30 protein-coding genes are annotated in these 25,973 nt (G+C 46.1%); 1 reads left to right on the forward strand and 29 read right to left on the reverse strand.

From position 1 onward, the window contains the following. Window positions 1-110: 110 nt before the first annotated feature. Window positions 111-983, forward strand: coding sequence for a YitT family protein (locus MHZ95_RS01085; RefSeq protein WP_239388590.1), 873 nt, complete (start codon window positions 111-113; stop codon window positions 981-983). Between the two features lie 123 nt (window positions 984-1,106). Here MHZ95_RS01085 and MHZ95_RS01090 read toward each other — a convergent pair whose 3' ends face one another. The 29 genes from MHZ95_RS01090 to cmk form a co-directional block, all read right to left on the reverse strand. Next, window positions 1,107-1,778, reverse strand: a complete 672-nt coding sequence (locus MHZ95_RS01090) for a zinc metallopeptidase (protein ID WP_239388592.1) — start codon at window positions 1,776-1,778, stop codon at window positions 1,107-1,109. Between the two features lie 59 nt (window positions 1,779-1,837). Beyond that, window positions 1,838-2,446: a lipoprotein heptaprenylglyceryl N-acetyltransferase LhaT gene (gene lhaT / locus MHZ95_RS01095; RefSeq protein WP_239388593.1), complete on the reverse strand. Its 609-nt coding sequence runs from the start codon at window positions 2,444-2,446 to the stop codon at window positions 1,838-1,840. A 111-nt stretch (window positions 2,447-2,557) separates the two neighbouring features. Next, a complete protein-coding gene (locus MHZ95_RS01100) occupies window positions 2,558-3,325 on the reverse strand; it encodes a menaquinol-cytochrome c reductase cytochrome b/c subunit (RefSeq protein WP_239388595.1) in 768 nt (255 codons plus the stop codon). 40 nt (window positions 3,326-3,365) lie between these two features. After that, window positions 3,366-4,040 carry a menaquinol-cytochrome c reductase cytochrome b subunit gene (gene qcrB / locus MHZ95_RS01105; RefSeq protein WP_203246474.1) on the reverse strand — a complete coding sequence of 225 codons (675 nt, stop codon included), beginning with the start codon at window positions 4,038-4,040 and terminating at the stop codon, window positions 3,366-3,368. A 23-nt stretch (window positions 4,041-4,063) separates the two neighbouring features. Next, the gene (locus MHZ95_RS01110) at window positions 4,064-4,570 is read right to left on the reverse strand and encodes a QcrA and Rieske domain-containing protein (RefSeq protein WP_239388596.1); all 507 of its coding nucleotides are present in this window, start codon (window positions 4,568-4,570) and stop codon (window positions 4,064-4,066) included. 209 nt (window positions 4,571-4,779) lie between these two features. Continuing rightward, on the reverse strand, window positions 4,780-5,229 hold the full coding sequence (locus MHZ95_RS01115; RefSeq protein ID WP_239388598.1) for a DUF2487 family protein: 450 nt from the start codon (window positions 5,227-5,229) through the stop codon (window positions 4,780-4,782). 66 nt (window positions 5,230-5,295) lie between these two features. Then, window positions 5,296-5,847: a ReoY family proteolytic degradation factor gene (locus MHZ95_RS01120; protein ID WP_239388600.1), complete on the reverse strand. Its 552-nt coding sequence runs from the start codon at window positions 5,845-5,847 to the stop codon at window positions 5,296-5,298. A 1-nt stretch (window position 5,848) separates the two neighbouring features. After that, window positions 5,849-7,114, reverse strand: coding sequence for a tetratricopeptide repeat protein (locus MHZ95_RS01125; protein ID WP_239388602.1), 1,266 nt, complete (start codon window positions 7,112-7,114; stop codon window positions 5,849-5,851). A gap of 38 nt (window positions 7,115-7,152) precedes the next feature. After that, window positions 7,153-8,460, reverse strand: a complete 1,308-nt coding sequence (gene aroA / locus MHZ95_RS01130; protein ID WP_239388604.1) for a 3-phosphoshikimate 1-carboxyvinyltransferase — start codon at window positions 8,458-8,460, stop codon at window positions 7,153-7,155. Between the two features lie 32 nt (window positions 8,461-8,492). After that, a complete protein-coding gene (locus MHZ95_RS01135) occupies window positions 8,493-9,605 on the reverse strand; it encodes a prephenate dehydrogenase (protein ID WP_239388606.1) in 1,113 nt (370 codons plus the stop codon). A gap of 32 nt (window positions 9,606-9,637) precedes the next feature. Beyond that, entirely contained in the window at window positions 9,638-10,003 is a 366-nt protein-coding gene (gene aroH / locus MHZ95_RS01140) for a chorismate mutase (RefSeq protein ID WP_239388607.1), read from the reverse strand. Continuing rightward, window positions 10,000-11,106: a 3-dehydroquinate synthase gene (aroB, locus tag MHZ95_RS01145; protein WP_239388609.1), complete on the reverse strand. Its 1,107-nt coding sequence runs from the start codon at window positions 11,104-11,106 to the stop codon at window positions 10,000-10,002. The genes aroH and aroB overlap by 4 nt, the downstream gene beginning before the upstream one ends. 1 nt (window position 11,107) lies before the next feature. Continuing rightward, a complete protein-coding gene (gene aroC / locus MHZ95_RS01150; protein ID WP_239388611.1) occupies window positions 11,108-12,289 on the reverse strand; it encodes a chorismate synthase in 1,182 nt (393 codons plus the stop codon). A 138-nt stretch (window positions 12,290-12,427) separates the two neighbouring features. Next, window positions 12,428-13,198: a CheR family methyltransferase gene (locus MHZ95_RS01155; protein ID WP_239388613.1), complete on the reverse strand. Its 771-nt coding sequence runs from the start codon at window positions 13,196-13,198 to the stop codon at window positions 12,428-12,430. A gap of 188 nt (window positions 13,199-13,386) precedes the next feature. After that, a complete protein-coding gene (gene ndk / locus MHZ95_RS01160; RefSeq protein WP_239388615.1) occupies window positions 13,387-13,833 on the reverse strand; it encodes a nucleoside-diphosphate kinase in 447 nt (148 codons plus the stop codon). An 85-nt stretch (window positions 13,834-13,918) separates the two neighbouring features. Further along, complete coding sequence (locus MHZ95_RS01165; RefSeq protein ID WP_239388617.1) at window positions 13,919-14,893, reverse strand: polyprenyl synthetase family protein; 975 nt, start codon at window positions 14,891-14,893, stop codon at window positions 13,919-13,921. A 23-nt stretch (window positions 14,894-14,916) separates the two neighbouring features. After that, window positions 14,917-15,615 carry a demethylmenaquinone methyltransferase gene (locus MHZ95_RS01170; protein ID WP_239388619.1) on the reverse strand — a complete coding sequence of 233 codons (699 nt, stop codon included), beginning with the start codon at window positions 15,613-15,615 and terminating at the stop codon, window positions 14,917-14,919. 42 nt (window positions 15,616-15,657) lie between these two features. Further along, a complete protein-coding gene (locus tag MHZ95_RS01175; RefSeq protein WP_239388621.1) occupies window positions 15,658-16,383 on the reverse strand; it encodes a heptaprenyl diphosphate synthase component 1 in 726 nt (241 codons plus the stop codon). Window positions 16,384-16,433: 50 nt separating this feature from the next. Beyond that, complete coding sequence (gene mtrB, locus MHZ95_RS01180) at window positions 16,434-16,658, reverse strand: trp RNA-binding attenuation protein MtrB (protein ID WP_239388623.1); 225 nt, start codon at window positions 16,656-16,658, stop codon at window positions 16,434-16,436. 69 nt (window positions 16,659-16,727) lie between these two features. Continuing rightward, window positions 16,728-17,297, reverse strand: coding sequence for a GTP cyclohydrolase I FolE (gene folE / locus MHZ95_RS01185; protein WP_239388625.1), 570 nt, complete (start codon window positions 17,295-17,297; stop codon window positions 16,728-16,730). 248 nt (window positions 17,298-17,545) lie between these two features. Next, the gene (locus tag MHZ95_RS01190) at window positions 17,546-17,818 is read right to left on the reverse strand and encodes an HU family DNA-binding protein (RefSeq protein ID WP_239388627.1); all 273 of its coding nucleotides are present in this window, start codon (window positions 17,816-17,818) and stop codon (window positions 17,546-17,548) included. Between the two features lie 296 nt (window positions 17,819-18,114). Continuing rightward, a complete protein-coding gene (spoIVA, locus tag MHZ95_RS01195; protein WP_239388629.1) occupies window positions 18,115-19,593 on the reverse strand; it encodes a stage IV sporulation protein A in 1,479 nt (492 codons plus the stop codon). 76 nt (window positions 19,594-19,669) lie between these two features. Continuing rightward, entirely contained in the window at window positions 19,670-20,392 is a 723-nt protein-coding gene (locus MHZ95_RS01200) for a hypothetical protein (RefSeq protein WP_370642866.1), read from the reverse strand. Further along, window positions 20,392-20,613, reverse strand: coding sequence for a DUF2768 domain-containing protein (locus tag MHZ95_RS01205; protein ID WP_370642884.1), 222 nt, complete (start codon window positions 20,611-20,613; stop codon window positions 20,392-20,394). Before MHZ95_RS01205 ends, MHZ95_RS01200 begins: the two co-directional genes overlap by 1 nt. Window positions 20,614-20,703: 90 nt before the next feature. Beyond that, entirely contained in the window at window positions 20,704-21,723 is a 1,020-nt protein-coding gene (locus MHZ95_RS01210) for an NAD(P)H-dependent glycerol-3-phosphate dehydrogenase (RefSeq protein WP_239388631.1), read from the reverse strand. Between the two features lie 32 nt (window positions 21,724-21,755). Beyond that, window positions 21,756-23,066, reverse strand: a complete 1,311-nt coding sequence (gene der, locus MHZ95_RS01215) for a ribosome biogenesis GTPase Der (RefSeq protein ID WP_239388633.1) — start codon at window positions 23,064-23,066, stop codon at window positions 21,756-21,758. Window positions 23,067-23,406: 340 nt separating this feature from the next. Then, window positions 23,407-24,549 carry a 30S ribosomal protein S1 gene (rpsA, locus tag MHZ95_RS01220; protein WP_239388635.1) on the reverse strand — a complete coding sequence of 381 codons (1,143 nt, stop codon included), beginning with the start codon at window positions 24,547-24,549 and terminating at the stop codon, window positions 23,407-23,409. Window positions 24,550-24,631: 82 nt separating this feature from the next. After that, the gene (locus tag MHZ95_RS01225; protein ID WP_239388637.1) at window positions 24,632-25,213 is read right to left on the reverse strand and encodes a lysophospholipid acyltransferase family protein; all 582 of its coding nucleotides are present in this window, start codon (window positions 25,211-25,213) and stop codon (window positions 24,632-24,634) included. Next, window positions 25,210-25,887: a (d)CMP kinase gene (gene cmk, locus MHZ95_RS01230; protein ID WP_239388639.1), complete on the reverse strand. Its 678-nt coding sequence runs from the start codon at window positions 25,885-25,887 to the stop codon at window positions 25,210-25,212. The genes MHZ95_RS01225 and cmk overlap by 4 nt, the downstream gene beginning before the upstream one ends. Between the last annotated feature and the right edge of the window lie 86 nt (window positions 25,888-25,973).

Raw genomic sequence — 25,973 nt, forward strand, 5'->3', positions numbered from 1 at the left:
ATGGCTGATAATGACTTTATCGTAAGACCAACAAATGAACTTGTATCGGGTTCCATCATAGTTATAAATGATTCTATAAGTGGAAACGATTCATCAGAAGGGAGCAACAAATGTTTGAAGGCATTAAAATCAAAAACAGCATTTTCATCATCTTAGGTGCGGCCATTTTCAGCTTTGGACTTGTTCATTTCAATATTCAAAATGAACTTGCCGAAGGCGGTTTTACCGGGATTACACTCATCCTTCTGTTCGCTTTCAATTGGGACCCCGCCATTATGAACTTAATCCTGAACATTCCGATGTTCATCATCGGTTGGAAGCTTTTAGGGAAAAGGGTATTCATCTATACCGTGATCGGAACCGTTTCCGTATCCATTTTTTTGAAAATCTTCATGGCCAATCAAATCGATATCCATCTGCAAGATGATATGTTTCTTGTCGCATTGTTCGCCGGACTTTTTATCGGCATTGGACTCGGTATCATCTTCAGATATGGCGGAACAACAGGCGGCTCGGATATTATCGCACGCCTTGGGCATAAATACATCGGTTGGAGCATGGGGAAAACGATGTTTCTATTTGATGCGCTCGTCATCCTCGTTTCTTGGGCGGTCTACTTGGATCATCGTTCGATGATGTATACACTCGTTGCTCTTTTCGTAGGAGCACGCGTCATCGACTTCGTACAAGAAGGCGCCTATGCAGCGAGAGGGGCTTTTATCATCTCAGAAGCACAGGGTGAGATTGCGACTAAAATAACGGCCGAAATGGACCGCGGTGTCACCGTTTTTAAAGGTTATGGCCATTTCACCAAGTCAGACCGTGAAATCCTCTACTGTGTCGTCGGAAAGAACGAAATCATGCGCTTAAAATCGATCATTAACTCGGTCGATCCGTATGCATTCGTCTCCCTCATCGACGCCCATGAAGTGATGGGGGAAGGATTTACATTGGACGAACAAAAAAAACCGCTCGAACGATGAAAAAGCGTAACTTCGGTAAATCCACCAAAACTACACTTTTTATCGGTACGAGAGGCGCCCTTCCCGCCATCCACTTTAGCAAAAATCCGCCCCTTGAAAATTGGGGGCGGATTTAACCTGTCCTTAATCTCTATTTGTAAAAATGAAAATCAAACGAACGAGCTCAAGTACAGCTACTGCTGTTGCTGCAACATATGTCATCGCTGCTGCACTTAATACTTTTTTCGCATGTCCTTCTTCTTCATTGCGAATGATGCCGAGAGAAACGATTTGATCCATAGCACGAGATGATGCATTGAACTCGACCGGCAATGTTACAACTTGGAACAGAACCCCGACAGCCATCAATAAAATCCCGATGCCGAGCAATGAATTCATGCTACTGAAAATCAGCCCGATCATGATAAAGATCCATGATGCATTTGAAGTAATATTCGCAACAGGCGCTAAGCGGTGGCGAAAACGAAGAAAAGAGTAGGCTTCCTTATCTTGGATTGCGTGCCCGACCTCGTGCGCTGCAACCGCTGTTCCTGCTACGGAAGCTTCATGGTAGTTATGTGAGGATAATGCTACGATTTTCGTAAGCGGATTGTAATGATCACTTAAGAACCCTTCGCTTTCTACAACTTTGACGTTGTGCAAACCATTTTGGTCAAGCATAAGACGAGCAACTTCCGCACCGGTCATCCCTGATGTCGAGCGGACTTGTGAATATTTGTTGTAAGTTCGTTTCACTTTGAATTGGGCGTAAATCGGCAAAATGATAATGGCCGCAAAGTAAATCCAAAACATCATCAATTTCCTCCCTTTTTCTCTATAGTTTCTATTTTATAACGGCTAGCGTCCTCTCGCAACTATTTACCTCCGGACCTAGCGCCCGCGGACCTGCTTTTCCAGTTCCAGTAAGCTAAAGTAATGCAAACGATCGATAACCAAAATGTAAAATAACCGATCGAATGGATATGCCTCATCAAATCATGGTAAATCGGCATTTGTCCAAATACATAATCGATGACATCGTTATGAAGCGTCCAAACAGCAGCAATAACAATATGACTAACTCGAAAGCGATAAAGGGGACTGTAAAGCAAAGCTTGTACCGCCATTGCAAAATGTGAGCCGACGAGCATCCACCCGACCCAACCAATCGAACCCGTTTCAAACAATGTCAGGAGATTCATAACAACTGCCCAAAGCCCATACTTGATCAGCGTGATGAAAGCAAGCGCTTCGATCAATTTGAAATTGCGGTTAATTAACCAGCCGATGATTGCAAATGAGAAAAACAGGCTGGCTGTCGGACTATCCGGTACAAAAACCCAAAATTTTGGCTCAGTTATTTCCAGTTGCCACATATACCAATCATATCCGTATACCGTACCAAGCACGTTAATAAATAATAAGATCCAAAGAAACGATTTATGCGAAAGGATGAGCCAAATTCTCTGTACCAATAACCCCATAAGCACCTCTCCAAAAAACTTAATATGTATGCAAAAAAGAGTCAGTTACCTGACTCTTTTTCTATGTCTAGACTACGGGCGCCAGTCGCCCTTCGCTTTTCAGACTTCTCATTACTCGTTTTTCAAGTTAGAGATAAACTCAGCTAGAACTTGTAGATCTTCTTCAGACCCATCCCAAGTTCCCGGTGGCATATCCCCGACACCGTTATGCGCGATGTCAACAATCTCTTCAGGTGCAAGGCCAGTGTTCGCAAGCGGCTTTCCAAGTCCACCTTGGAATGCATCGCCATGACAACCGATACAAGTCGAGCCTGCGTAGATCTGATAACCTTCAGATTCGGTATCGAATTCAACTTCCTCAACGATTGCACCTTGTGCTTTCGCCGCTTCCCAGTCATGGTTCACGTAAGATTCCCATGTCAAATAGAACAAAGCCGCAAATGTCAATAACATGAACGCTGTTGGAAGTGGTCGTTTGAACGGACGACGTTCTTTCGACGTATCCATGAACGGAACAAGCATCAGTGCACCGAAAGCCAAACCTGGCATGATAATAGCACCGATAATATTGTATGGCCCGGAAGCGAATTCATACTTCAGCAATTGATACATCGAAAGGAAGTACCAGTCCGGCACAGGCATGTACAGCGTATCCGTCGGGTCCGCTTGACGTTCAAGCGGGGACGGATGGGCAACCGTTAAAACTAAGTAACCGATAAGGAAAACGGCACCGATCAGCCATTCTTTCAACAGAAAGTTTGGCCAGAATGCTTCAGTTTTCCCAGGATATTCTGAGTAATCTTTCGGGACGTTCGGCATTTTGTTCGTAGCCTTAATGCGCGAATCTCCGACAAATTTCATCCCTTTTCCGCGTTGCATGATGTCCCCTCCTTTTATTATCCTCGGACTTCCCTATTTCTTATAGAGGTCCAGAAATACCTTGTCTTCTGATCATGATAAAGTGTGCTGCAAGCAACCCAAGCAAAGCAGCCGGTAGGAAGAATACATGAATCGCGAAGAAACGTGTCAATGTTTGTGCACCTAGAATCGTTGAATCCCCGGCAAGGAGGATTTTGATCGATTCACCGATGAACGGGACGGAAGCTGCAATTTCAATCCCTACTTTCGTAGCGAATAATGCTTTCATATCCCATGGTAATAGGTAACCTGTGAAACCTAGACCGAGCATGACCATGAAGATCAACACTCCGACAACCCAATTCAGTTCACGAGGTTTTTTGTAAGAACCTGTAAAGAAAACACGTAATGTATGTAGGAACATCATGACGATAACTAGCGACGCCCCCCAATGGTGCATCCCACGCACAATTTCACCGAATGCTACTTCATTTTGAAGGTAATAAACGGATTTCCATGCATTTTCAATGTCCGGTGTATAGTACATCGTAAGGAACATACCGGATAAGATCTGGATGACTGTGACGAAAAACGTCAGTCCACCAAAACAATAGATAAATGCAGAAAAGTGGTGTGCAGGGTTTACGTGCTCAGGTACTTCGTGGTCTGCGATATCGCGCCAAATCGGGGTGATATCCAACCGTTCGTCAACCCAATCATAAATTTTATTTAGCACTTCGGTCGTACCCCCTTACATTTTTAAACTAATGTGTTCGGTTTTGTTGCTCCAAGATACACAAAACCACCTTCGACTTTTACATCGAACTCATCAAGCGGCCCCAACGGTGGTGTTCCTTTTACATTGTCTCCATTTTTCAAATAACGTCCTGCGTGACATGGGCAAAAAAACTGATCCGGGTGTTTCTCGTCGCCGCCCCAGTTTACCGTACAACCCAGGTGCTTACAAACAGGGGAAAGCGCGATGACCGTATCGCCCTCTTTGTAAACCCATGCCGTATTCGACACGTCGGATTTGTACCAAGCATCTTCTCGATCCTTGATTGTAAAGTCGACACGTACAGGCACTTCCGTCAGCTCGTCCACTTTTTGTGGAGTCGGGATGAAGTCCCCTTCACCACTCTGCTGCAAGACGGGATCGACCGCAAAACGGACCATCGGCATCAGCATTCCAGACGCCATGAATCCGCCGACACCCATCAGTGTGTAGCTCAGGAATTGGCGTCTTGACACTTTGTTGCTCATCATTTTCCCTCCTCTTACTTAAAGGTCAGTCCAACGGACATACTTTTGCTAATTGTAATACTAGGACATATCTATGATATATCAATACTTGTCGAAATTCAATGATGCTTTCCAACTCCGGGGAACACTTTGTGAACAATTATTGAATTTTATCCTCATTTATTAGAAGACTCCGTCTTTTAATAGATAGTAAGATAAATACAGGTTTTGTTTTACTGTTGTGCCCATTTTTCGGTCAGTCGGGGTAATATTTGACGGAGCTGATCTTCCATAATCGTTTTCCGTAACGAAGCATCCATACTTTCGAGTGGAATCGAAGGCAACCAGATCACTTCCCCTTCCATTTCAATGCTTGTCCATGCGGAATCCGTCGTGATGTAAAACAGATGTTTGAAAGGTACGGATACCATATCACGTGCAAGATTCTTCGCCATTTCAGCTGGTTCCATCGATTCCGTATAGGAAATAGGCGGCATAAGCATCATGCGCCCTTTGAATTGCGTTTCCATATAAGTCGTCAAATGCATCAGGAACTCCGAAGAGGATGCGCTATTTTTCATCTTCTCAGGTGCAGTTTCCACTTTCAATAGCGGAACAATCAACGTATCAATATACTCTTTCTGTTGCAAATATGTATCCATATCTTTAGCTGTCCAGTTCACCTATATCCCCCTCATCAAAATGTGTATCTTAAAGTGAAAATAACTCCATCAAGAGAGATGGAGTCGTCAATCCTTCGCTATCTTCATGTCGTTCAACATAGCCGACAGCGTGATGAACCGCTCTTTGTCATTGGTGTCGAGCGCTTCATCAATCCTTTTCATTAACATATCCGCAGTCATTGTTGCAACCGTTTCTTCGATTAACCTCTCTGCGATTTTCCGATCGCTTTCACTCACTTGCAAATAAGCAGGCAGGAACGGATTCTCTTCCCTGACACTTGCGTATTGTGGGCTTGCATGGCTATTCGGGAAATTGAGCTGGATATACATTTTATCATCGGGATGAAGTCGCAAATCATGAAACGACTTTTCAGCATCTGCCGTCATCAAATTCCCTTTGTAAAAGCGGAACGGGATGCTTTCCGTACCTGTTACAGACATGACCATCGAACGCGGACAATAATGGGCCTCATCCGTAAAGTGAACGTTCTGCAGAAGGTGCTCATGGCTAAGAAGATAGTTCAAAATCCACACACATTCACGGCGCTTCAATTTGTACCGCTTTAAGAACCATCGCACGAAGTCCTTTTTAGCAGCGACAGGAACCATGGCCGTCATGTCACACCTCCTCGTCAATTTCTGCTTCTAGAAAAGCGCTCCAATCCTCATGATCAGGCTCCAGTTTCAACAATTCCTTGACAACCGCCACCGCTTCAAGACGCTTTCCATCTTCCAAGAGAAAACGGGCGTATTTTCCAAGGAAATCCGGATCGTCTTTCATTCCAGTATATGCCTTACTATAGGATACGTATGCGTCTTCAAATTGTTCTTCACGCTCATACGCATAGGCAGAAAATGCGCTCAATAGCGGGATGTCTCCATACTCTTCTTTTGAATAAGCCAACAACTCCAACAATTCCTCGGACTGTTCCCTTTGATCATACAATGAGGCAAGTGTAATGAGTGCTTCCACGTATTCGGGATCCAAGACGAGCGCTTCACGTAAATGCGATTCCGCCTCTTCCGGCAGTCCAAGCTTCAAAGCGGATTTACCCGCAGCTAAGCGCAATTCTTTGTCAAATTCATCTCGGCGAATGCCATCCTTGAATAGACTATACGCTTTGCGATCTTCCCCTGCCGCCGCCTGCGCTTGTCCGGCCAGCATATAAGCGGAATAATAATCTGGATCCATGTCAATGAGCTGATCAAGAAGAGGAATCGCTCTCCCTGCATGACCGCTTTGGAAATAGGCAAATGCGGCACCGAACAACGTATCTGGGGAGACATTATCCTGCAAAAGTTCCTCGTAAAACGGAATCGCCTCTTCATAGGCCGCACCTGCGCTATACGTTTCGGCCAGTCTCGATACAAGGCTCACTCCGCCAATCTCATCCGTTTCTTCAAGGAGACGCACATAATGGCGTGCCGCCTCTCCATATTTACCGGCATCGAGCAACAACTCTGCATAAGCGAATCGGATGACCGGTTCATGCGGAGCGATCGTTTGCGCTTCCTTGATTTTTTCGAGCGCCGCTTCGGCCATACCGGTTAACTGATAATAATCCGCGAGTGCCAATAAGGCTTGCACATACTCCTCTTCTTCTGGACGAACATCCGTCAATAAAAGGAGTGCCTCATCTTCTTCGCCCAGTTCAAGCAAAGTGCCCGCACGATCGATTTTCAATTGTGCTTCATCGGGCAAATGAAACCGCATCGTTTCATAGAGTCGATCCGCCTCTTGTATGAAGCCGTACTCGGCAAATAGGCCGGCAGCTTCATACAGCAAATCCAAATCGACGGAGTCGTTCAACTGCTCCACGATCCGCTGAAGTGCTTCTACATCTCCTTCGACTATATACCGTTCGATTTCTTGTAACTGTACCATATTTTCACCTGTTCTTTCCCAATGTATACCTCTACCCATCACCCATTTGTGATCGCTGGGACAGCAAGCTTTTCCAAGTCGTCGAAAAACCTTGGGTAGGAAATATTGATGCAAGATGCATCATCAATTGTAACAGGTCCTGTCGTGATAAGTGAAGCAATGCCAGCCATCATTCCGAGACGATGATCCCCATAGGATGAAAGTGATGCACCCGTTAAAGCGGTCGGCCCGTGGATGATCATCCCATCTTCCGTCTCTTCTACTTGCGCACCCATTTTTTTCAGCTCTGCCGTCACGGCAGCAATCCGATCCGTCTCTTTGACGCGTAATTCTTCAGCATTCTTAATAACGGTCGTGCCTTCCGCCTGCGTAGCCAGCAAAGCAATGATTGGCAGCTCATCGATCAGTCGTGGAATGAGTTCACCACCGATTTCCGTTCCCCGCAACTTACTATGTGAAACGTGGACGGTCCCAAACGGTTCGCCAATCGAATCGGATTGTTCCGTTATTTGGATATTCGCGCCCATCGCTTGTAAAACATCCAGTATGCCAGTTCTCGTCGGATTGAGCCCGACATCTTTGAAACTGACGGCACTCCCTTCCGTCATGGCAGCCGCTACCATGAAAAAGGCTGCAGAAGAAATATCACCGGGCACTTTGACCGTTGTTCCGCGAAGAGACTGCCCGCCTTCAACGTGTACTGTATTGCCTTCTCTTTGAATAGATGCACCGAATTGTTCCAGCATCCGTTCCGTATGGTCGCGAGAAACCGTCTGTTCAGTTACGGACGTTGTTCCTTCGGCGTTCAGACCGGCAAATAAAATAGCCGACTTCACTTGAGCACTCGCAATCGGCATCTCATAATCGATCCCAGTAAGCGGGCCGCCCGTAATTGTAAGTGGAAGGAGATTGCTCCCCTCCTCTCCGGTGATGTCCGCTCCCATGGAAGCCAAAGGCAACGCTACGCGATTCATCGGTCGCTTGGATAAGTATTGATCCCCCGTCAAAACGGACGTCACCTGCGATCCGGCCAATATCCCGAGCATGAGACGAGCAGTCGTCCCTGAATTGCCAGCATACAATTCTTCAGTAGGCGTTTGCCACCCATTCATACCAGGGCTCTCGACGGTCACATTCGTCCCTTCTCTCGTAATAACAACACCGAGCTTCCGGAAAATATCGACGGTTTGTAAGCAGTCTTCCCCATCGAGGAAACCGCTAATTTCCGTTTTCCCTTCTGCAATGGCTCCGAGCATAACCGCCCGGTGGGAAATCGATTTATCCCCCGGTACAACCAATTCCCCTTGCAATGCAGCCTGTTGGAATTCCACTTTTTTCATTGCCATCCTTCACAGCTCCTCTATATTAAATGATGTGCTTAAATGGTGTGCATACTAAATTCCGTCTCCTTCATGAGCGCGGCCCGTGCCCGCTCTCGGTCATCGGCCGTCTGGAAGCTGATGACAAGGATCCCGTATACATCCGTCCTCGTTTCGACAATTCGAATATTCGTCAAACTGATGCGTTCATCGGCAAGAATTTTTGTAATTTCCGATATAATACCTGGGTGATCCGGAATATCAATATGTAAGTCAAACGTCATATATAAAGCACCTTGTACAGCACCTTGTGATGTGGTCGGCAATGCATCACGGAACGCCTTCGCTTGTGCATAAAAATCATAAATTTCTTCCGGATTATTCGTGAGAAGCATTTCCCGGACATGCCCCATCTCCTCAAGCCATCCGTCCAGTTGCTTTAACAATTCCGCCCGGTTCTGGATCGTTACATCCCGCCACATCGTGGGATCTGCAGAGGCGATTCGCGTCAAGTCACGGAAGCCCCCTGCCGCGAGATGCTTCACAAAAGGTTGTTCTTCTTGCTGATCAGCGAGCCTTCCAACAAGAGAAGAAGCGATAATATGAGGAAAATGGCTGACAATCGCCGTCATCCGATCATGCTCACGTGCATCGATCACAACAATTTTCCCTTTCGTCGGCGCAAGCAAACGCTGTAGCTGTTTGACTTTCCCTTCGTCTGTCCCTTCAAATGGAGTCAAAATGTAATAAGCATTTTCAAACAAATGCTCTTTGGCGGCAGATACCCCACTCTTATGGGAACCGGTCATCGGATGTCCACCGATGAAGGTTATCCCTTGCTCGTTCAACAAGATGGAAGCTTCCATAATCGGCATTTTCGTACTGCCCGTATCCGTCAAAATGACTTCTTTCTTCAATTTCCAGTTTACCGCTTCTTGCATGAGTGCAACCGTCGTATTGACAGGTGTTGCAAAAATAATAAAATCAGCCTGTTCAGCAGCAGCTTGTGCTGAGGGGGCAATCGAATCAATAATCCCTCTGCGGTAAGCTTCGTCCGCCGTCGCATAGGAACGGTCAAATCCGATCACATGGACAGCATCGTTTCTTTTTAACGCAAGGCCGAGCGAGCCGCCGATCAAGCCCAGTCCGAAGATGGTCACATTTGTTTTCATACTTGCGTCTCCTTGATAGTAAGTAATTCAACTCATTGCTGTAAATCAGGTCGTAGTTTCACAGCCTCGTTTTGATAAATATGTTTGACATCCTGTTGAGTAATATCCGTATTCACATGCATGAGTACACGAATGCATAATGGCAGGGACCCCGGTACATCAATCTCATTTGTACACATGACAGGGACATACTTCCATCCTTCTATCATCCGTACCGCTTTTGCAGGAAAAGTCGATTTGATGTCTGTTGTCGTAGAAAGGAGGACGGAAATAATGTCTTGTGGATCGATTCCGTTCACTTCCGCCATTTCAGCGACTAACGATTCCGTTGCTTGTAGAACGGTTTGTTCTTCATCGCGCTCGACTGTTGTTGCACCTCTTAATCCTCTTACCGTCATTTTGTTCCATTCCCTTCCGTTCGTTGCCTCAATTGGTTGAATGCCTCTTCGCATCGCTCACGTGTCAATTCTGTCACGTATGGCTTTCCAATGCCGTCAAGCAACACAAAATTCAATTTACCAAAAGTCACTTTTTTATCTTTTTCCATATAATTTAGGAATACGTCAAAATCATGATCATGCACAGGTTGGAATGTATAGCCGTGTTCGGTGGCAAACTCGATCAACCGAGTTGTCAATCCTTTTTCGATCGAACCGTTCTCTTCACTTAAAATCAGACTATACGCCATACCGATCATGACACATTCCCCATGACTCAAGCCGCCAAAGCCACAAACCGCTTCCACCGCATGACCAAACGTATGGCCAAAATTCAAAAACTTCCGAGTAGAACGTTCAAATTCGTCTTCCGCGACGATGTTCGCCTTCACTTCGATCCCTTTTAACAATTCCTCATCGAGCCATTCAATGGATGGCTGTGAGAAGTCCGAGTTGCTCAGTAGCTGTGCTGTCCAGTCTGCATCCGAGATGAAAGCATGCTTCAACAGCTCTGTCATACCTGAGCGTATTTCCCGTGGGGGTAATGTTTCAAATAGCGTTGTGTTGAAAATCACACCCGCGGGTTGATGGAACGCTCCGACCATATTTTTTCCTTCCGGCATATTGATGGCCGTCTTCCCGCCTACCGCGCTATCATGCGCCAAAATCGTAGTCGGGCAATGGACATAACGGATTCCCCGCATGAAAGTCGCTGCCACGAAACCGGTCAAGTCTCCGCATGCGCCACCGCCAAATGCAATGACGAGCGAGTCCCTGGTGCAGTTCGCATTCAATAAAAAAGAAAGGCAATCGGTATAGACTGCCGGCGTTTTGCACTTTTCTCCGGAAGGTACCGTTTTTACAAGCACTTCCCGCCCTTCCGTTTCCAGTGCTTGCATCAGAATCGGTAAGTGGGACTCTGCCACTAAGCTGTCCGCAATGATCACAATCCGATCCGCACTGTCAAGCAGTGCGGCATACTCGGTTGCGAAAAGCTGGTAAGTGTTAGGACCAATATGGACATCGTATTCTTGATTCAAAATATTGACTGCAAGTTTGCCCATATTAAAACTCCTTCACATACTGTCTATATTGTTCGATTTCCCTTTTTAGTCCGTCAATTGTATCGGAACGGAACTCATCCATGATCGCTTTGGCCATTTCAGTTGCAATGACATGTTCCGCCACGACAGAAGCAGCAGGTACAGCACAAGGATCGGATCGCTCGATTGTCGCTACAAACGGCTCTTTCGTATCGATATCCACACTTTCAAGCGGTTTGTATAAAGTTGGGATCGGCTTCATGACGCCTCTTATGACAATCGGCATCCCTGTTGTCATGCCACCTTCCAAGCCGCCTAGACGATTCGATTTACGGTAGTAACCGAGCTCCTCACTCCAAGCGATTTCGTCATGCACTTCACTGCCCGGTTTTTTGGCCATTTCAAAACCTAAACCGAATTCAACTCCTTTGAATGCATTGATGCTCATCATCGCTCCTGCAAGCTTGCCATCCATCTTTCGATCGAATTGGACATAGCTTCCGATCCCCGGCGGGCAGCCTTCGATAATGATTTCCACGACTCCGCCAATCGTATCGCCACGCCCCTTCGCATCGTCGATCGCTTGGACCATCCGAGCGGATGCTTCTGGATCCGCACAATAGACCGGATCGTTTTCAATGATCGGACGCAATTCTTCCGTTCCTTTTCCTGCATATGTATCCGGATTTGTTGTCACGCCTCCGATTTCCGTCACATGAGCGACTGTATGGATGCCGAGCTCCCGCAAAAATTGCTTGGCAACTGCACCGATCGCCACACGCATCGTCGTCTCCCGGGCAGATGAACGTTCAAGCACATTTCTTAAATCGCGATGTCCGTATTTCATCCCGCCTACAAGGTCGGCATGTCCAGGTCTTGGTCGAGTGATTTGCCGTTTGATATCAGCCGGGTCCACATCGTCCGCTAAAGGCTCGACGCCCATAATCGACGTCCAATGTTTCCAGTCATCGTTCACGACCGTAAGTGTGACGGGCGACCCCAGTGTTTTACCATGCCGTACACCCGATGAGATGACCACTTGGTCCTTTTCAATTTGCATCCGTCTTCCGCGTCCGTGTCCTCCTTGTCTTCTGGACAGTTCGCCATTGATCATTTCTGCTGTCAATTCCAGTTGGGCAGGAAGCCCTTCGATGATTGCCGTCAACTGTGGACCATGTGATTCACCGGCAGTAAAATACCTCATTTCATTTCCTCCTTGGACAGCTTGAGCTGTCTTCTCTTTTATAGCACTTTACCAAAGTAAACTTAGTTTGACTATATGTTGCTCAGAAAAACATATGGAGAAGCGTCGGATGTACGGAACATTGGAATCCAGTTCCTGTTAAACCTTCCGATAAAAGAAAGTCTCTTCCGACTCAAATCCATATTTCGCGGGATTGAAAATCTGCTCTGTGCTTCCGACAAAAAGAATACCACCTGGCTTTAATGATTTGGAAAAGTTCATGTAAATCTGGTCTTTCGCTTCTTCTGTGAAGTAAATCATCACATTTCTGCAAACGATCAAATCGAATCCCGTTTCGTATCGGTCTTCCAACAAGTTATGTTGCTTGAAGTTCACGGTCCTTTTAATATCATCTTTCACTTGGTAATAATGCCCTTCATTGACAAAATGCTTGTTGACGACCGCAGGTGGGACTTCCTTCAATGCACGTTCCGGGTAGAGTCCGACTTTCGCCCGATTAATAACACCCGCGTCAAGATCGGTTGCCAAGATGGCTATATCGCGTAGTGGTACATGAGAAGACAATACCATCGCCAGGCTATACGGTTCTTCCCCCGTCGAACAGGCCGCACTCCAAATTTTCAGTTTTTTATTACCGGAAAGAAGCTTCGGGAAGATCTTTTTGTCCAATACTTCCCATCGTTGTGCGTTCCGATAAAACTCGGAGACGTTGATCGTCATTCGATCAAGAAACTCTTCAAGTAAAGCGGGGTCATTATGTATGGCAGCGTAATAATCAATAAAATTTCGGAATCCCCGTTTTTCATAGAGTGAAGTGAGTCTCCGTTTCATCTGCGCTTCTTTATAGAGCGACAGGTCAATTCCCGTTTTCTGTTTAATCTTACCGATAAAAGTTGCATAATCCGGCAATCCAACCCCTCCGTTTCTATATTCTATTTATTATAACGGATTGGAAAAGGTTTCGAAAGAACAAAAGCGCTGGGCGACTGCTAAGACGCCCGCAGGCTAGACGAAAACAAAAGTGCAGGAGTGGAATGTGAAAACTTGATATGAAAAAACAGCCGCGCTCAACATGCTTGGCTGTTTTGTCTAAATGATTAGTTAATCCAGTTGTTGATTGTTTTTCCATAAGAGACAAGCTCTTCTTCTTTGAAGAATAGACCGATTTCGCGAACCGCTGATTCAGGGGAATCAGAACCGTGAATGATGTTCTTTCCAACCGTCACCGCATAATCGCCACGGATTGTCCCTGGTGCTGATTCTTTCGGATTTGTCGCTCCCATCATGAGACGCGCTGTTGAGATGACATTTTCGCCTTCCCATACCATCGCAAAAACAGGACCTGATGTAATGAATTCAACAAGCTCACCGAAAAATGGACGCTCTTTATGTTCACCGTAGTGCTGTTCTGCAAGCTCCTGTGGAATTTGCATCAATTTACCGCCTACAAGTTGAAAACCTTTACTTTCAAAACGGCTGACAATGTCTCCGATTAAATTACGTTGTACGCCGTCTGGCTTAACCATTAAAAATGTTCTTTCCATGTGTTAACACTCCTTCGTGTATGTATCGGGTTTTTCCCCTTATCGATCGTACCATCCGGTGCCTGATCTTTCAACTATTAGCCGATCAATATTTGCGCTTGCCAATGAAAGCCGAAATTTGCATGAATGCTTTTTTGGCATCATTTTCAGGGAGTGAAGCAATTTCCGCCAGCGCTTTTTTCAAATACAGGTCACTGACTGCCTGCGCTTTCTCGATGGCACCCGTTTTTCGAATATAGGCAAGCATTTCAAAACGTTCCGTTTCTGTCAATGTGCCATCGAACGCCCGAGCCATGAATGGTTGAAACTGCTCGTCGTCTTTTATAAAAAAGATCGGCAACGTTAAATGGCCATTCATCAGATCACTGCCTGCCGGTTTTCCAAGCGTCTTATCGGTCGATATAATATCGAGTATGTCATCGGTGATTTGATAGGCCATCCCCGCAAAATAGCCGAAACGGCGCATTTTCCGGACAACAGAAGGCTCAGCTCCGGAAATGAGTGCTCCCAATTCGCAACTGGACGATAACAACAAAGCCGTCTTTCTTTTGATGCGTCTCAAATAATCCCGCGTAGTCTGATCGGTTCTCCTCTGATGATCGATTTGAATAATCTCGCCTTTACAGATTTCAAGCATCGTCTCCGCAAGCAATTCATGAACCGCGGGAATCTCTATTTCCCCGATGGAAGTAAGCGCCCTGGCAAAAATGAAATCGCCTGTATACATCGCAACCCGGTTATCCCAGCGAGCTTTTACCGTTTTAAAACCCCTGCGCATATCCGAATCATCGATCACATCATCATGCACCAGTGACCCCATATGTACCAATTCCAGTGAAACTGCCACTTTTGCAACGGCTTCCAATGAATACGTACCAAATTGGGAGGCCAAAATGACGAAAATAGGTCGAATCCGCTTTCCGCCTGCACGGAGAAGATGCAAAGAGGCTTGTCTGATGATCGGGGAAGATGAATTGACGGATCGTTCAAGTTCCTTTTCTATATAAGTGAGATCCTTGCGGAAATCAGCATAAAGTGTCATTAACTTCAATTTCTCCAAAACGATTACCTTCCCCTGCATGCTTATTGTTTGTATCCTATATGACCTGCTGCCGCACCGCCACTGTACGGCTTATAGGACACATCGATGAAACCGGCTTCCGTGAATAATTGGGCAAGCTCTTTCATCCCCGGGAAATCATCTGCGGATTCTTGGAGCCATGAATATTCCTGAAAACTTTTCGCAAAAAGTTTTCCGAATAACGGCATGATGAACTTGAAATAAAAACGGAATAATTGACGATAAACCGGAATCTCCGTTTGGGACGTTTCCAAGCAGGCGATCATCCCGCCCGGCTTCAATACCCGGTTCATCTCTTTTAGAACGGTCAGATAATCCGGTACATTGCGCAAACCGAAACCGATCGTGACGACGTCGAATGTATTGTCCGGAAAGGGCAACTCCATGGCATTCCCTTGTATGAGTTTGACATTCGGATACGCTTGTACTTTCGGCCGTCCCGCTTCCAGCATCCCTTCACTGAAATCAAGTCCTGTCACTGCACCCTTGGGCCCTACTGCATTCGCCAAGGCGATCGTCCAGTCTGCTGTGCCGCAACAGACATCCAACGCCTTGTCCCCTTCTTGGACGTTCATACGCACCATAATGTCATCTCGCCATTTTTTATGTTGCTTGAAACTGATGACGGAATTCATCTTATCGTAGTCACCTGATATCTTTTCAAAAACATTATGGACCTTCTCTTCTTTTGATAGTGTCAAGTCTTAAACCTCTTTTCTATCCTTTACGCCTCGGGCATGAAGTCAAATCGGTTTGCCCAGGAGCGACGTTGCCATCTTTATAATTTCCTGCTGTAAAAAAGGCGCAAGGAAATCCGCTGTATCAAGTGCTTCTTGCAATTCCAATTGAAACGCTGCGATCGATCGGTCAACATCAATCGGATTCCAAGAATGGTACACGCTGTTTCCTGTCTTTTCTGTCAGCATACTGTCCAGACGCAGAAGCGACAATACGGATTCAGCGAGTGGGACGTATCGGGAGAAACCGAATGTATGTAAAAAATCAGCAATGCAGCCCGCTTCAATGACGCGGACCGCTTCCATCATTTTAGAAGACCCGCTCGGCGGTTGGTGATGGCATGTCGTTTTCATCTCGTTTATCTGACCGATCATTCCAGAAAGGGAACGGATGAAACCATATGCCGGTATCGATGCCAATAACCGATAATGAATACCGCTGAAATGATCACCGGATAACACCGTAAGCTGTTGTCTAGTGGACGTAGCATTCGATGCATCAATCACATCGTGTGCAGCAAATGCCGCATGAACCGCACCGACCGCGATAGCAGCCCGGTTCATGGAGTCTGTCCACCTTTCCCCATTGAGCAATGGGAGAAGCGTGAAAAACGCCTTTGCATCATCGATCGTCATCCGACCGACATCACGAATGATAATCGGTTCGTGAATCGCCTGTTCGACTTCAACTCTATAGTGTTCGATATGTTGTTCCATTTTTTGTCTTTCCATCGTCGAATCTCCATTCAAAGACGTCTCCTGAAGAGTATGTCAAAGACGAATTATTCTTTAGTGTCGCTTGACAAGACACCGTATGCAGTATGAACGTCGGCTTTACCGCGTATTTTCATCGCTGACGTATGTTCGGTAAACTGTGCGATCATCACTTCACCGGCATCCAATTTTTCCGTGTGATGGAACTTCGTGTTGTTCCCTCTCGTCAGTCCGATGACATTCACGCCATCCTCTTTCGCTTTAATGACGATATACTCGGATTGTTGTGTCATCTTTACCTCTCCTGTCTGTTCATATACGGTCTTCATCATACCATAGAAAAGGAGGTGTCCGCAAAACCCTCAATCCATTTTTATCAGTGATAGGATTTCGGCGCGTTTCACATCATCGTGTTCATAAATCCCACGTGCTACGGTCGTCACCGTTTTGGCTCCAGGTTTCTTGATCCCGCGCATCGTCATACACATATGCTCCGCCTCGATGACGACATAAACGCCAATCGGATTGAGCATTTCCATCATCGCATCGGCTACGGTTGACGTAATCCGTTCTTGCAACTGGGGTCTTCTCGCTGTTGTTTCGACAGCTCTCGCCAATTTGCTCAAACCGGCAACAACTCCATCCCGCGGTATGTAAGCAACATGTGCATGTCCAAAAAATGGAACTAAATGATGTTCGCACATGGAGTGGAACGGAATATCCTTCACCAAGACCACTTCATCATGATTTTCATTGAAAACGGTTTTGAAATAGTCTTTCGGATCTTTATTCAACCCTTCAAATACTTCAGCATACATTTTGGCAACTCTTGAAGGTGTATCGATCAACCCTTCGCGCTCGGGGTCTTCACCGATCGCTTCAAGGATCATTGTCACTGCCTTCTCTATTTTCCCATAATCGACATCTCTCATCTATTCTGAATCCTCCCTAAACACAAATAAAGCTATTCCACCAAAAATAGTAGCATACTCCCTCATTTCCGTACAGTTCGCCATCCCTTTTCTCTTAAAGATGCCAGTTGCTGCTACAATTCGCGTGCTTCGAATTGTAGCAGCAACTGGCACCGGGCCTGGGCGCCGACGGGCACCTAAGTAAAGGAGTCCGTCCCATGTATCTGACAAACAGATACGACGGACGGACCCCTATGTAAAATTGAAGCTTATTTCACCGCATCCTTAAGCGCCTTACCTGCTTTGAATGCAGGTACTTTGCTTGCTGCAATGTCGATTTCTTCCCCAGATTGCGGGTTACGTCCTTTACGAGCTGCACGCTCACGGACTTCGAAGTTTCCGAAACCGATCAGTTGTACCTTATCACCCTTGGCAAGAGTAGACTGGATCGTATCGAATACAGCTTCAACAGCTTTAGTAGCATCCTTCTTTGTAAGACCAGCTGCTTCAGCTACAGAGTTAATCAATTCTGTTTTATTCACACCATTCACCTCCTCTCAAAGGGAATCCGTCAATTGCGCCTGGGCGCAATTGCGTCCAATACTGTAAAAAGAGTATCATAAGAAAAACCGCGGTGCAACAATATTATCGCGGTTTTGTGCAGAACTGGGTATTTATCTCTAATTCAATTGCGTTTCGACGAAATTGCAGCCAAATTTCGAATTGTGTTACACAAAATTAACTCCTATCAAAATTGGTGACATCCTCCTAGAGGCTTGGACCGCCAACAGGATTCAAACTAACAAGAAAAGATCCGCCATTGACGGATCTTTTCCCTTTACACGATAAATGTAATCATCCCTTTATTTCCGTCATTAACCATTTGTTCAATCGTTTCACGAAGGCGTTTCCGTGCAGTTTGTGGGACAGACGCCGTCTTAAAACGAATGCTTTCCTTCATGACTTCATGAAGAGGCGTTCCAAAAAGTTGCGTTTCCCATAGCGCTTCCCGATCATGCAAGTAGGCATTTTTCAATTCTTTCAACAAATGATGGCTGTGGAATTCCGATCCGATGAGGGGTGAAAATTCCGCTTCCATATCCACCCGGATAATGTGAAGAGATGGGGCGGTCGCTTTCATGCGTACACCGAAAAAGTTATTTTGCTTGATCAGTTCTGGGGCGGTTGGATTGAAATCTTCAATCGTCGGAAGGGCGACCCCATAGCCGCTCTTACGTGCCGTTTCAATTGCTTCGGAGTACAAGTTATAAGATTTCTTCGCTTTAGCCGCCTCTTGGACGAATAATAGCCAATCCTTCTTCGTTCCGATTTCCTGTCCCATGATCGACTCACAAATTTCACGAAATGCTTGTTCTTCCATATCGATTTTAATGATTGCTTTGCCCTTGCCGGGATCCACTTCGATCACATCAGCATTCCGGACATATTTCTCACCTTTCAACCGTTCCGCGAGCTCTTGCACTTTGCGGATCTTCGAGACTTCGAGGAAGCCTTCATTGATCACCCGATCGATATTGGCATTTAATTCATGCTCATTGCCAAGCACATCCATCCAATCAGGCTTCTGCAACTCAATATCCGAAATCGGAAATTCGTACAGTGCTTCTTTTAAGATGAGCTGGATTTCCTGTGCATTTAACTGGTCAGCACTGATCGCGATGACCGGCACCCCATAGGTCTCATGCAACTCCTGTTTCAACGCGACCGTTCTATCATTGGCAGGCATTTTCGAATTCAAGACAATAACGAAAGGCTTTCCAATGTCCTTCAGCTTTTCAATAATTTCCGCTTCCGCTACTTGGGCTGCTGCCCGTGGAATGTTATTGACGGTCCCGTCTGTCGTGACAACGATTCCGATCGTGGAATGGTCCCGGATCACTTTATCCGTTCCGATACGAGCAGCTTCCTCAAACGGGATCGGCTCATTATGCCACGGCGTATGAACGTATTTCGGACCGTCTTCGTCCTCATATCCTTTCACGCCATCTATGACATAACCTACACAATCGGCAAGTCTGATCTGGAAATTCAAATCACCGTCCCCTACAGATACCGACGTCCCTTGTGCGGGTACGAACTTCGGTTCCGCTGTCATGATAACCGGGCCTGGTGAACTTTGCGGCAGTTCGTCCTGCGCACGCATCCGATCTGTCGCTTCCGTCATATTTGGAATGACGACTTCTTCCATAACCCTTTTCACGAACGTGGATTTTCCAACACGTACCGGGCCAACGACACCAATGTAAATATCACCGTCCGTACGTCTAGCCAGATTCTCATACAATTCCTCTTTCATCCATCGCCCTCCTTTATCTGCGCATATTACTTTATGTAATAGAAAAACGTTTCATGCGCGAAGCATGAAACGTTTTTCATTTTGTTCCATTCATGAAGATCGGTTCGTTGTTGTCATTTACCGTATAGGGCAATGAATATGCTGGTAAAACGGGGTAATCTTCCGCTAACAGATAGCGGATATCTTCCCCTTCCTGCACATCCGGCTGCTGTTCTTCCAATATACGATTCAGATCGATAGAATAGTCGATATAAAAATGCCCGTCCCCGCCAATCACGATTGGCAGCAGTGCATCCGAATACGGACTTGGAACCGTCAACGGCTCTTTGAAGCCCATCGCCTCAAAGTCGACCGAATAGACAAATTCTCCAACAGACTCGCTGAATGGCACACGCCCATTAATATTTTTCCGCAAATTCAACTCGCGAATCCGTTCAGCCGAACGCAGATCAACGAGTTTCACTGTCGGATCTGTTTCCACATCCATCAGTACATATTGATAAATCCCGCCAGTTTCATACGCATTTGTCGGGATCTTTTCCGTGTAGGCCGGCACGATTTTTCCAAACTCTATCGGATACTTAATATAAATATCCGTATCGATGTCACGAGTTTTGATCGGCAATAAACCTCCCGTATTTTCCTGATACGCATCGACCGCTTTTTGGATCACTTCCAATTGATCGGCATATGCGATTTCTTTTCCTGCGTTATCCTCTCCTGGATACATGCAACCAGCAAGAAGTAAAATAACGGACAGGATGATTGTCAACCGAGAAATTTTAACCTTCATATCCATTATGCCCCTCCTGTCGGTCCGTTAAAAACGAGATAGACCATTGCTAAAAATGAAAAAATCAACAGCGCATAAGCGATGAAGGCAAAAATAAATTTCAATAAACGATTTTTCAACTTATGGCGACTCGCATAAATGAGACCCATAGAAATGAACATGAATCCCATTGCATAGAATGAGAGCCACATTTTATCCAACGAGGACAAACGAAGCCCACCTTTCATATAATTCAATGTTGTTCCGGCATCCTTTGACGGAGACTTCACTTGATTCCCTCAGGTGTTAAAACCTGAGGGAATCAAGTGAAAAAATAATCATTTTCCAAACAGATCTTCCATTTCTTGTTTTTTCATCCGCGTCATCAATTGATCGACCGCTTCTTTAAGATCAACATGATTGAATAAAATGGCGTACAATGCCTCTGTAAGCGGCATAGACACTTCATAACGCCCGGCAAGCTGATGGGCCGCTTTCGTTGTTCTGACCCCTTCAATGACCATCCCCATACCGGAGATGACTTCCTCCAAGCTTTTTCCTTGGCCAAGCATATTGCCGGCTTTCCAGTTCCGCGAATGGACACTAGTACAAGTGACGATTAAATCACCGAGCCCCGTCAATCCGGAGAACGTCAACGGATTTGCCCCCATTTTCACGCCGAGTCGCGAGATTTCCGCCAATCCCCTGGTAATCAGCGCTGCCTTGGCATTATCGCCATAGCCGAGTCCGTCGGAAATGCCCGCAGCAAGGGCAATGACATTTTTAAGCGCTGCGCCAATTTCAACACCGACGATATCATTGTTTGTGTAAACACGGAAATACTGGTTCATGAATAGATCCTGCACCTTTTCCGCAGCTGCAAGATCGGTAGACGCCGCTGTCACGGTCGTCGGATGATGGAGCACCACTTCTTCTGCGTGGCTCGGCCCTGAAAGTACAACAATGGACTTCTTTTTCGAAGGGGCCAGTTCCTCATCGATCATTTCGGAAATCCGCTTCAACGAATCTGGTTCAATGCCTTTCGATACGTGCACCAATAACTTGGCGTCAATCTCCATCGCATTCACTTCAGCACAGATTTCGCGGATCGCCTTTGTTGGCACAGCGATGACAAGCGTATCCCCATGTTCGACAGCAGCTTTCAAATTAGATGTCGCCCGTAAATTACCGGGCAATGATACACCCGGTAAATAAGCTTGATTCGTATGTTTTTCATTGATTTCTTCCGCCTGGTCGGAACGTCTCGCCCATAGCAGACAATCATGTCCATTTTCAGCCAGGATAAAAGCGATTGCCGTTCCCCAGCTACCGGCACCGATCACCGTTACTTTTTCCATATCCTCATCCATCCTTTCCTTGAAGACGCCGATTAGCTTCTAGCACGTGTTATGAGCCGAATCGGGGTCCCTTCAAAGCCGAATGATTCCCGTAGCCGGTTTTGCAAGAAGCGCTCGTATGAGAAGTGCATCAGTTCTGGTTCGTTTACAAAGACGACAAACGTCGGTGGTTGAACCGATACTTGTGTCGTATAGTAAATACGCAGGCGGCGTCCTTTGTCAGTTGGAGCAGGATTCCGGGCGACCGCATCTTCAATCACTTCATTCAACACGCTTGATTGTATGCGAAGTGCATGATTTTCACTGATCATACGGATTTTATCAAATAGACCGTGCACCCGCTGTTTCGTTTTCGCAGAAACAAAAGCGATTGGTGCATAATCCAGAAACTGGAAGTTGTCTCGGATATCTGCTATAAAAGCATTCATCGTCTTATCATCTTTTTCCACAGCATCCCATTTATTGACGACAATCATAACGCCTTTCCCTGCCTCTTCCGCATACCCCGCAATCCGCTTGTCCTGCTCGCGGATGCCTTCTTCCCCGTTCAGCACAATGAGGACAACATCGGAGCGTTCAATCGCTCTGAGTGCACGCAACACACTGTATTTTTCCGTGTTCTCATACACTTTCCCTTTTTTACGCATGCCCGCTGTATCGATGATCTTATATTTTTGATCTTCAAATACATAAGACGTATCAATGGCGTCTGTTGTCGTGCCGGCAACATCACTGACGATGACCCTTTCTTCCCCTAGCAATGCATTGACCAATGAGGATTTTCCGACGTTCGGTCTTCCGATCAATGAAAAACGAATGACATCATCTTCGATTTCATCTTCGTCCGCTGTCGGAAAATTCTTTGCCACTTCATCGAGCAGATCGCCAAGACCCAGTCCGTGGGATCCGGAAATCGGATGGGGATCGCCAAAACCGAGCGAGTAAAAGTCATAGATCATATCCCGCATTTCGGGATTGTCGATTTTATTCACGGCTAGAACGACAGGTTTTTTTGTTTTGTATAAAATTTTAGCGACTTGCTCATCCGCATCTGTTACACCTTCACGGCCATTTGTTAAAAATATAATCACATCGGCTTCATCAATCGCAATTTCTGCCTGCAAACGGATTTGCTCAAGAAAAGGCTCATCCCCGATATCAATTCCCCCTGTATCAATCAGGTTGAAATCGTAGTTAAGCCAATCGGCGGAGCTATAGATACGGTCACGTGTAACCCCCGCAACGTCTTCCACAATCGAAATACGTTCTCCTACGATTCGGTTGAAAATAGTCGACTTTCCGACGTTCGGCCTACCGACGATCGCCACTGTTGGTTTTGTCATCATCATACATCCTTCCAGCTAATTCTCTACATAGTATACAACAGAAAAGCGTAGGGCGCTCGCTTATTAAAGGATTGCAGTCTAAGTACGCGACGTCCTGTCGCAACGACTGCATAACCCGCATCGTGCGGACCTCAGGCATAAGACGAGTCGACGGCGTGGCGGTTTTTGCCACAGAGTCGGCTTGACTTATGACCCGAGCATCTAGCGCCCGAAGCCTAGACAAACAGAAAAGCGCAGAGCACCCAAAAAAGATGATGGCGCCCGTAGAAGCACCATCATCCTTGTCTGAGCTTTTCAAAGTAAGCAGTTATATTTCATCCAGACTTTCCATTTTCCGTTATTTCGAAAACTTTTTCAGCTGATCGCCAATGACGTCGCTGAAGGAGAAGCCGGATGCTTCTTCTGGCATTTCATATTCGTCGTAAGTATTGTTATCCTCTTTTTCAACCAAGTCCTTGATGCTTAAAGAGAGACGCTTCTCGTCCGTATTGACATCCAATACTTTAACTTCGATTGTTTGACCTTCCTGTAACACTTCATGCGGCGTACCGATATGCTGATGGGAGATACGGGAAATGTGCACGAGACCTTCAACGCCTGGGAACACTTCCACGAATGCCCCATAGGATACGAGGCGCTTGACAGTTCCTGTCAGAACCGATCCTTTCGGTGCCTTTTCCTCGATACCTTCCCAAGGTCCAGGTAATGTATCTTTGATGGACAATGAAATCCGTTCGGAATCCCGATCGATGGAAAGGACTTTGACATTCACTTTGTCGCCTTCCTTCAAGACATCCGATACTTTTTCAACATGATCATGCGCCAATTGTGAAATATGGACAAGTCCGTCAACGCCACCGATATCAACGAAAGCACCGAATGAAGCTAGCCGCTGAACCGTTCCTTCCAGCACTTGGCCTTCTGAAAGGCTGGCCAATACCTCTTCTTTTTGTGATTCTTTCTCCTCTTGAATAACCGCGCGATGCGAAAGGATGAGACGATTTTTCTCTTTGTCCATTTCAACGATCTTAAACGTCATCGTCCGACCTTTATACTCCTCGAACGATTCCACGTAATAATCTTCCACAAGTGATGCAGGAATGAAACCTCTGACACCAAGATCAACGACTAGTCCACCTTTGACGACGTCTTTTACTTCCGTTTCAATGGTTTCCTTGTTGTTGAACTTCTCTTCCAATGCGCCCCATGCATTCTCTGCATCGACTTTCCGTTTTGAAAGGACGTAATTGTCTTCTTCCACTTTCATGATGATGAGTTCAAGCTCATCTCCCTCTGCAACTGCATCTGAAGCTTTCTCGATATGCAGGCTTGACAGTTCACTAATCGGAATCACACCATCGAATGGTGCACCTGAAATTTCAACAGTCACCGATTTATCTTCAATTTTTGTCACTTTTCCAGTGACGCGGTCACCTTCGTTGTAGTTGTTTGTTACTTCCAAGTTCATGTCTTCAGTCATTATGTAGTCCTCCTCCATAAAGAATCCTACTTCTATATTATGCGAATCTATTCATAAAAACAAAAATTTACCCTTATTCCACTCATTTATTTTGTTCGATGAGCTTCTGGATTTCCGTCATGATCACTTCCGTCACTTCTTCGGAAGATGCACGCCTTTCTCTGTACGGCGCAATATCAATCGGTTTCCCGTAGACAACTTTCAATGGTTTGAATAACTTATAAGGGCCGATGATTGCGCAAGGCATGACGACCGCATCACCTTTAAGGGCAAAAAATCCAGCGCCCGCAAGTCCGGGCCCCAAATCTCCTGTCGTGCTTCTCGTCCCTTCCGGAAAGAGACCGACGACTTCACCCGATTTGAGAATTTTTAACGCTTTACGGAATGCTTCTCTGTCACTCATCCCCCGTTTTACCGGAAAAGCTTTCACTTTTGGCAGTACTGTTTTCAGTACTGGTACCGCAAACAATTCTTCCTTCGCCATGAAATGGACATCTCTCGGGCAAGCGATACCGACAACCGGTGGGTCAAAATTATCAATATGATTCGTGCATAAGAGAACACCACCCTCTTTCGGAAAATGCTCTTTGCCGATGACTTTTACGCGATAAAGCGGTTTAAAGATGACGCTGCATAGAAATTTCCCTAAAGGATATAAATTCATACGCCCAACCTCTTTTCCGCAAGTTCCCGAATCCGATCGACAACTTCCTCGATGGATAGTGCTGTCGTATCCAGTAAGATGGCATCTTCTGCTTGCATCAGCGGAGAAATTTCCCGCTCACTATCCATCCGATCCCGTTCGGAAATTTCCGCCTTCAATTGTTCTAGATCTGTTGCGATTCCACGCTTTTCATTTTCTAAGTGGCGGCGGATCGCTCTTTCTTCGACAGAAGCCGTCATGAAGATTTTCAGCTCTGCATTCGGTAACACAGCTGTCCCGATATCCCGGCCATCCATGACGACGCCCATCCCTTCGGCAAGCTGCCGTTGCTTCTCCACCATCAAACGGCGGATACCCATATGGAGAGCTACAGCGGAAACGTTTGCAGTCACTTCAGCCGATCGGATTTCTTCAGATACATCCTGTCCGTCCACGATGACCGCTTGCCCATCCGATGTCGGAGACAGCACGATGTCCGTCTCCTTCAGCAAACGCTCCAGTTCTTCTCCGTTTGTCGTATCTATGTTGTAGCGCAATGCTTTGTACGCAAGTGCTCGATACATGGCCCCCGTATCGATATACGTATAGCCTAATTTTTCTGCAATCCTTTTTGCAATTGTACTTTTCCCTGCCGCGGCAGGTCCGTCAATGGCAATCTTAATCTTTCCAATCATTATTCCATCTACCCCCGTAGTCGATTCGTCAACATTGTAACATATAGAAAAGGGAAAAGTCCCATTCCCGCAGACTTTTCCCCTTT

This window comes from Sporosarcina sp. ACRSM, from assembly GCF_022346545.1.
Lineage (GTDB): Bacteria > Bacillota > Bacilli > Bacillales_A > Planococcaceae > Sporosarcina.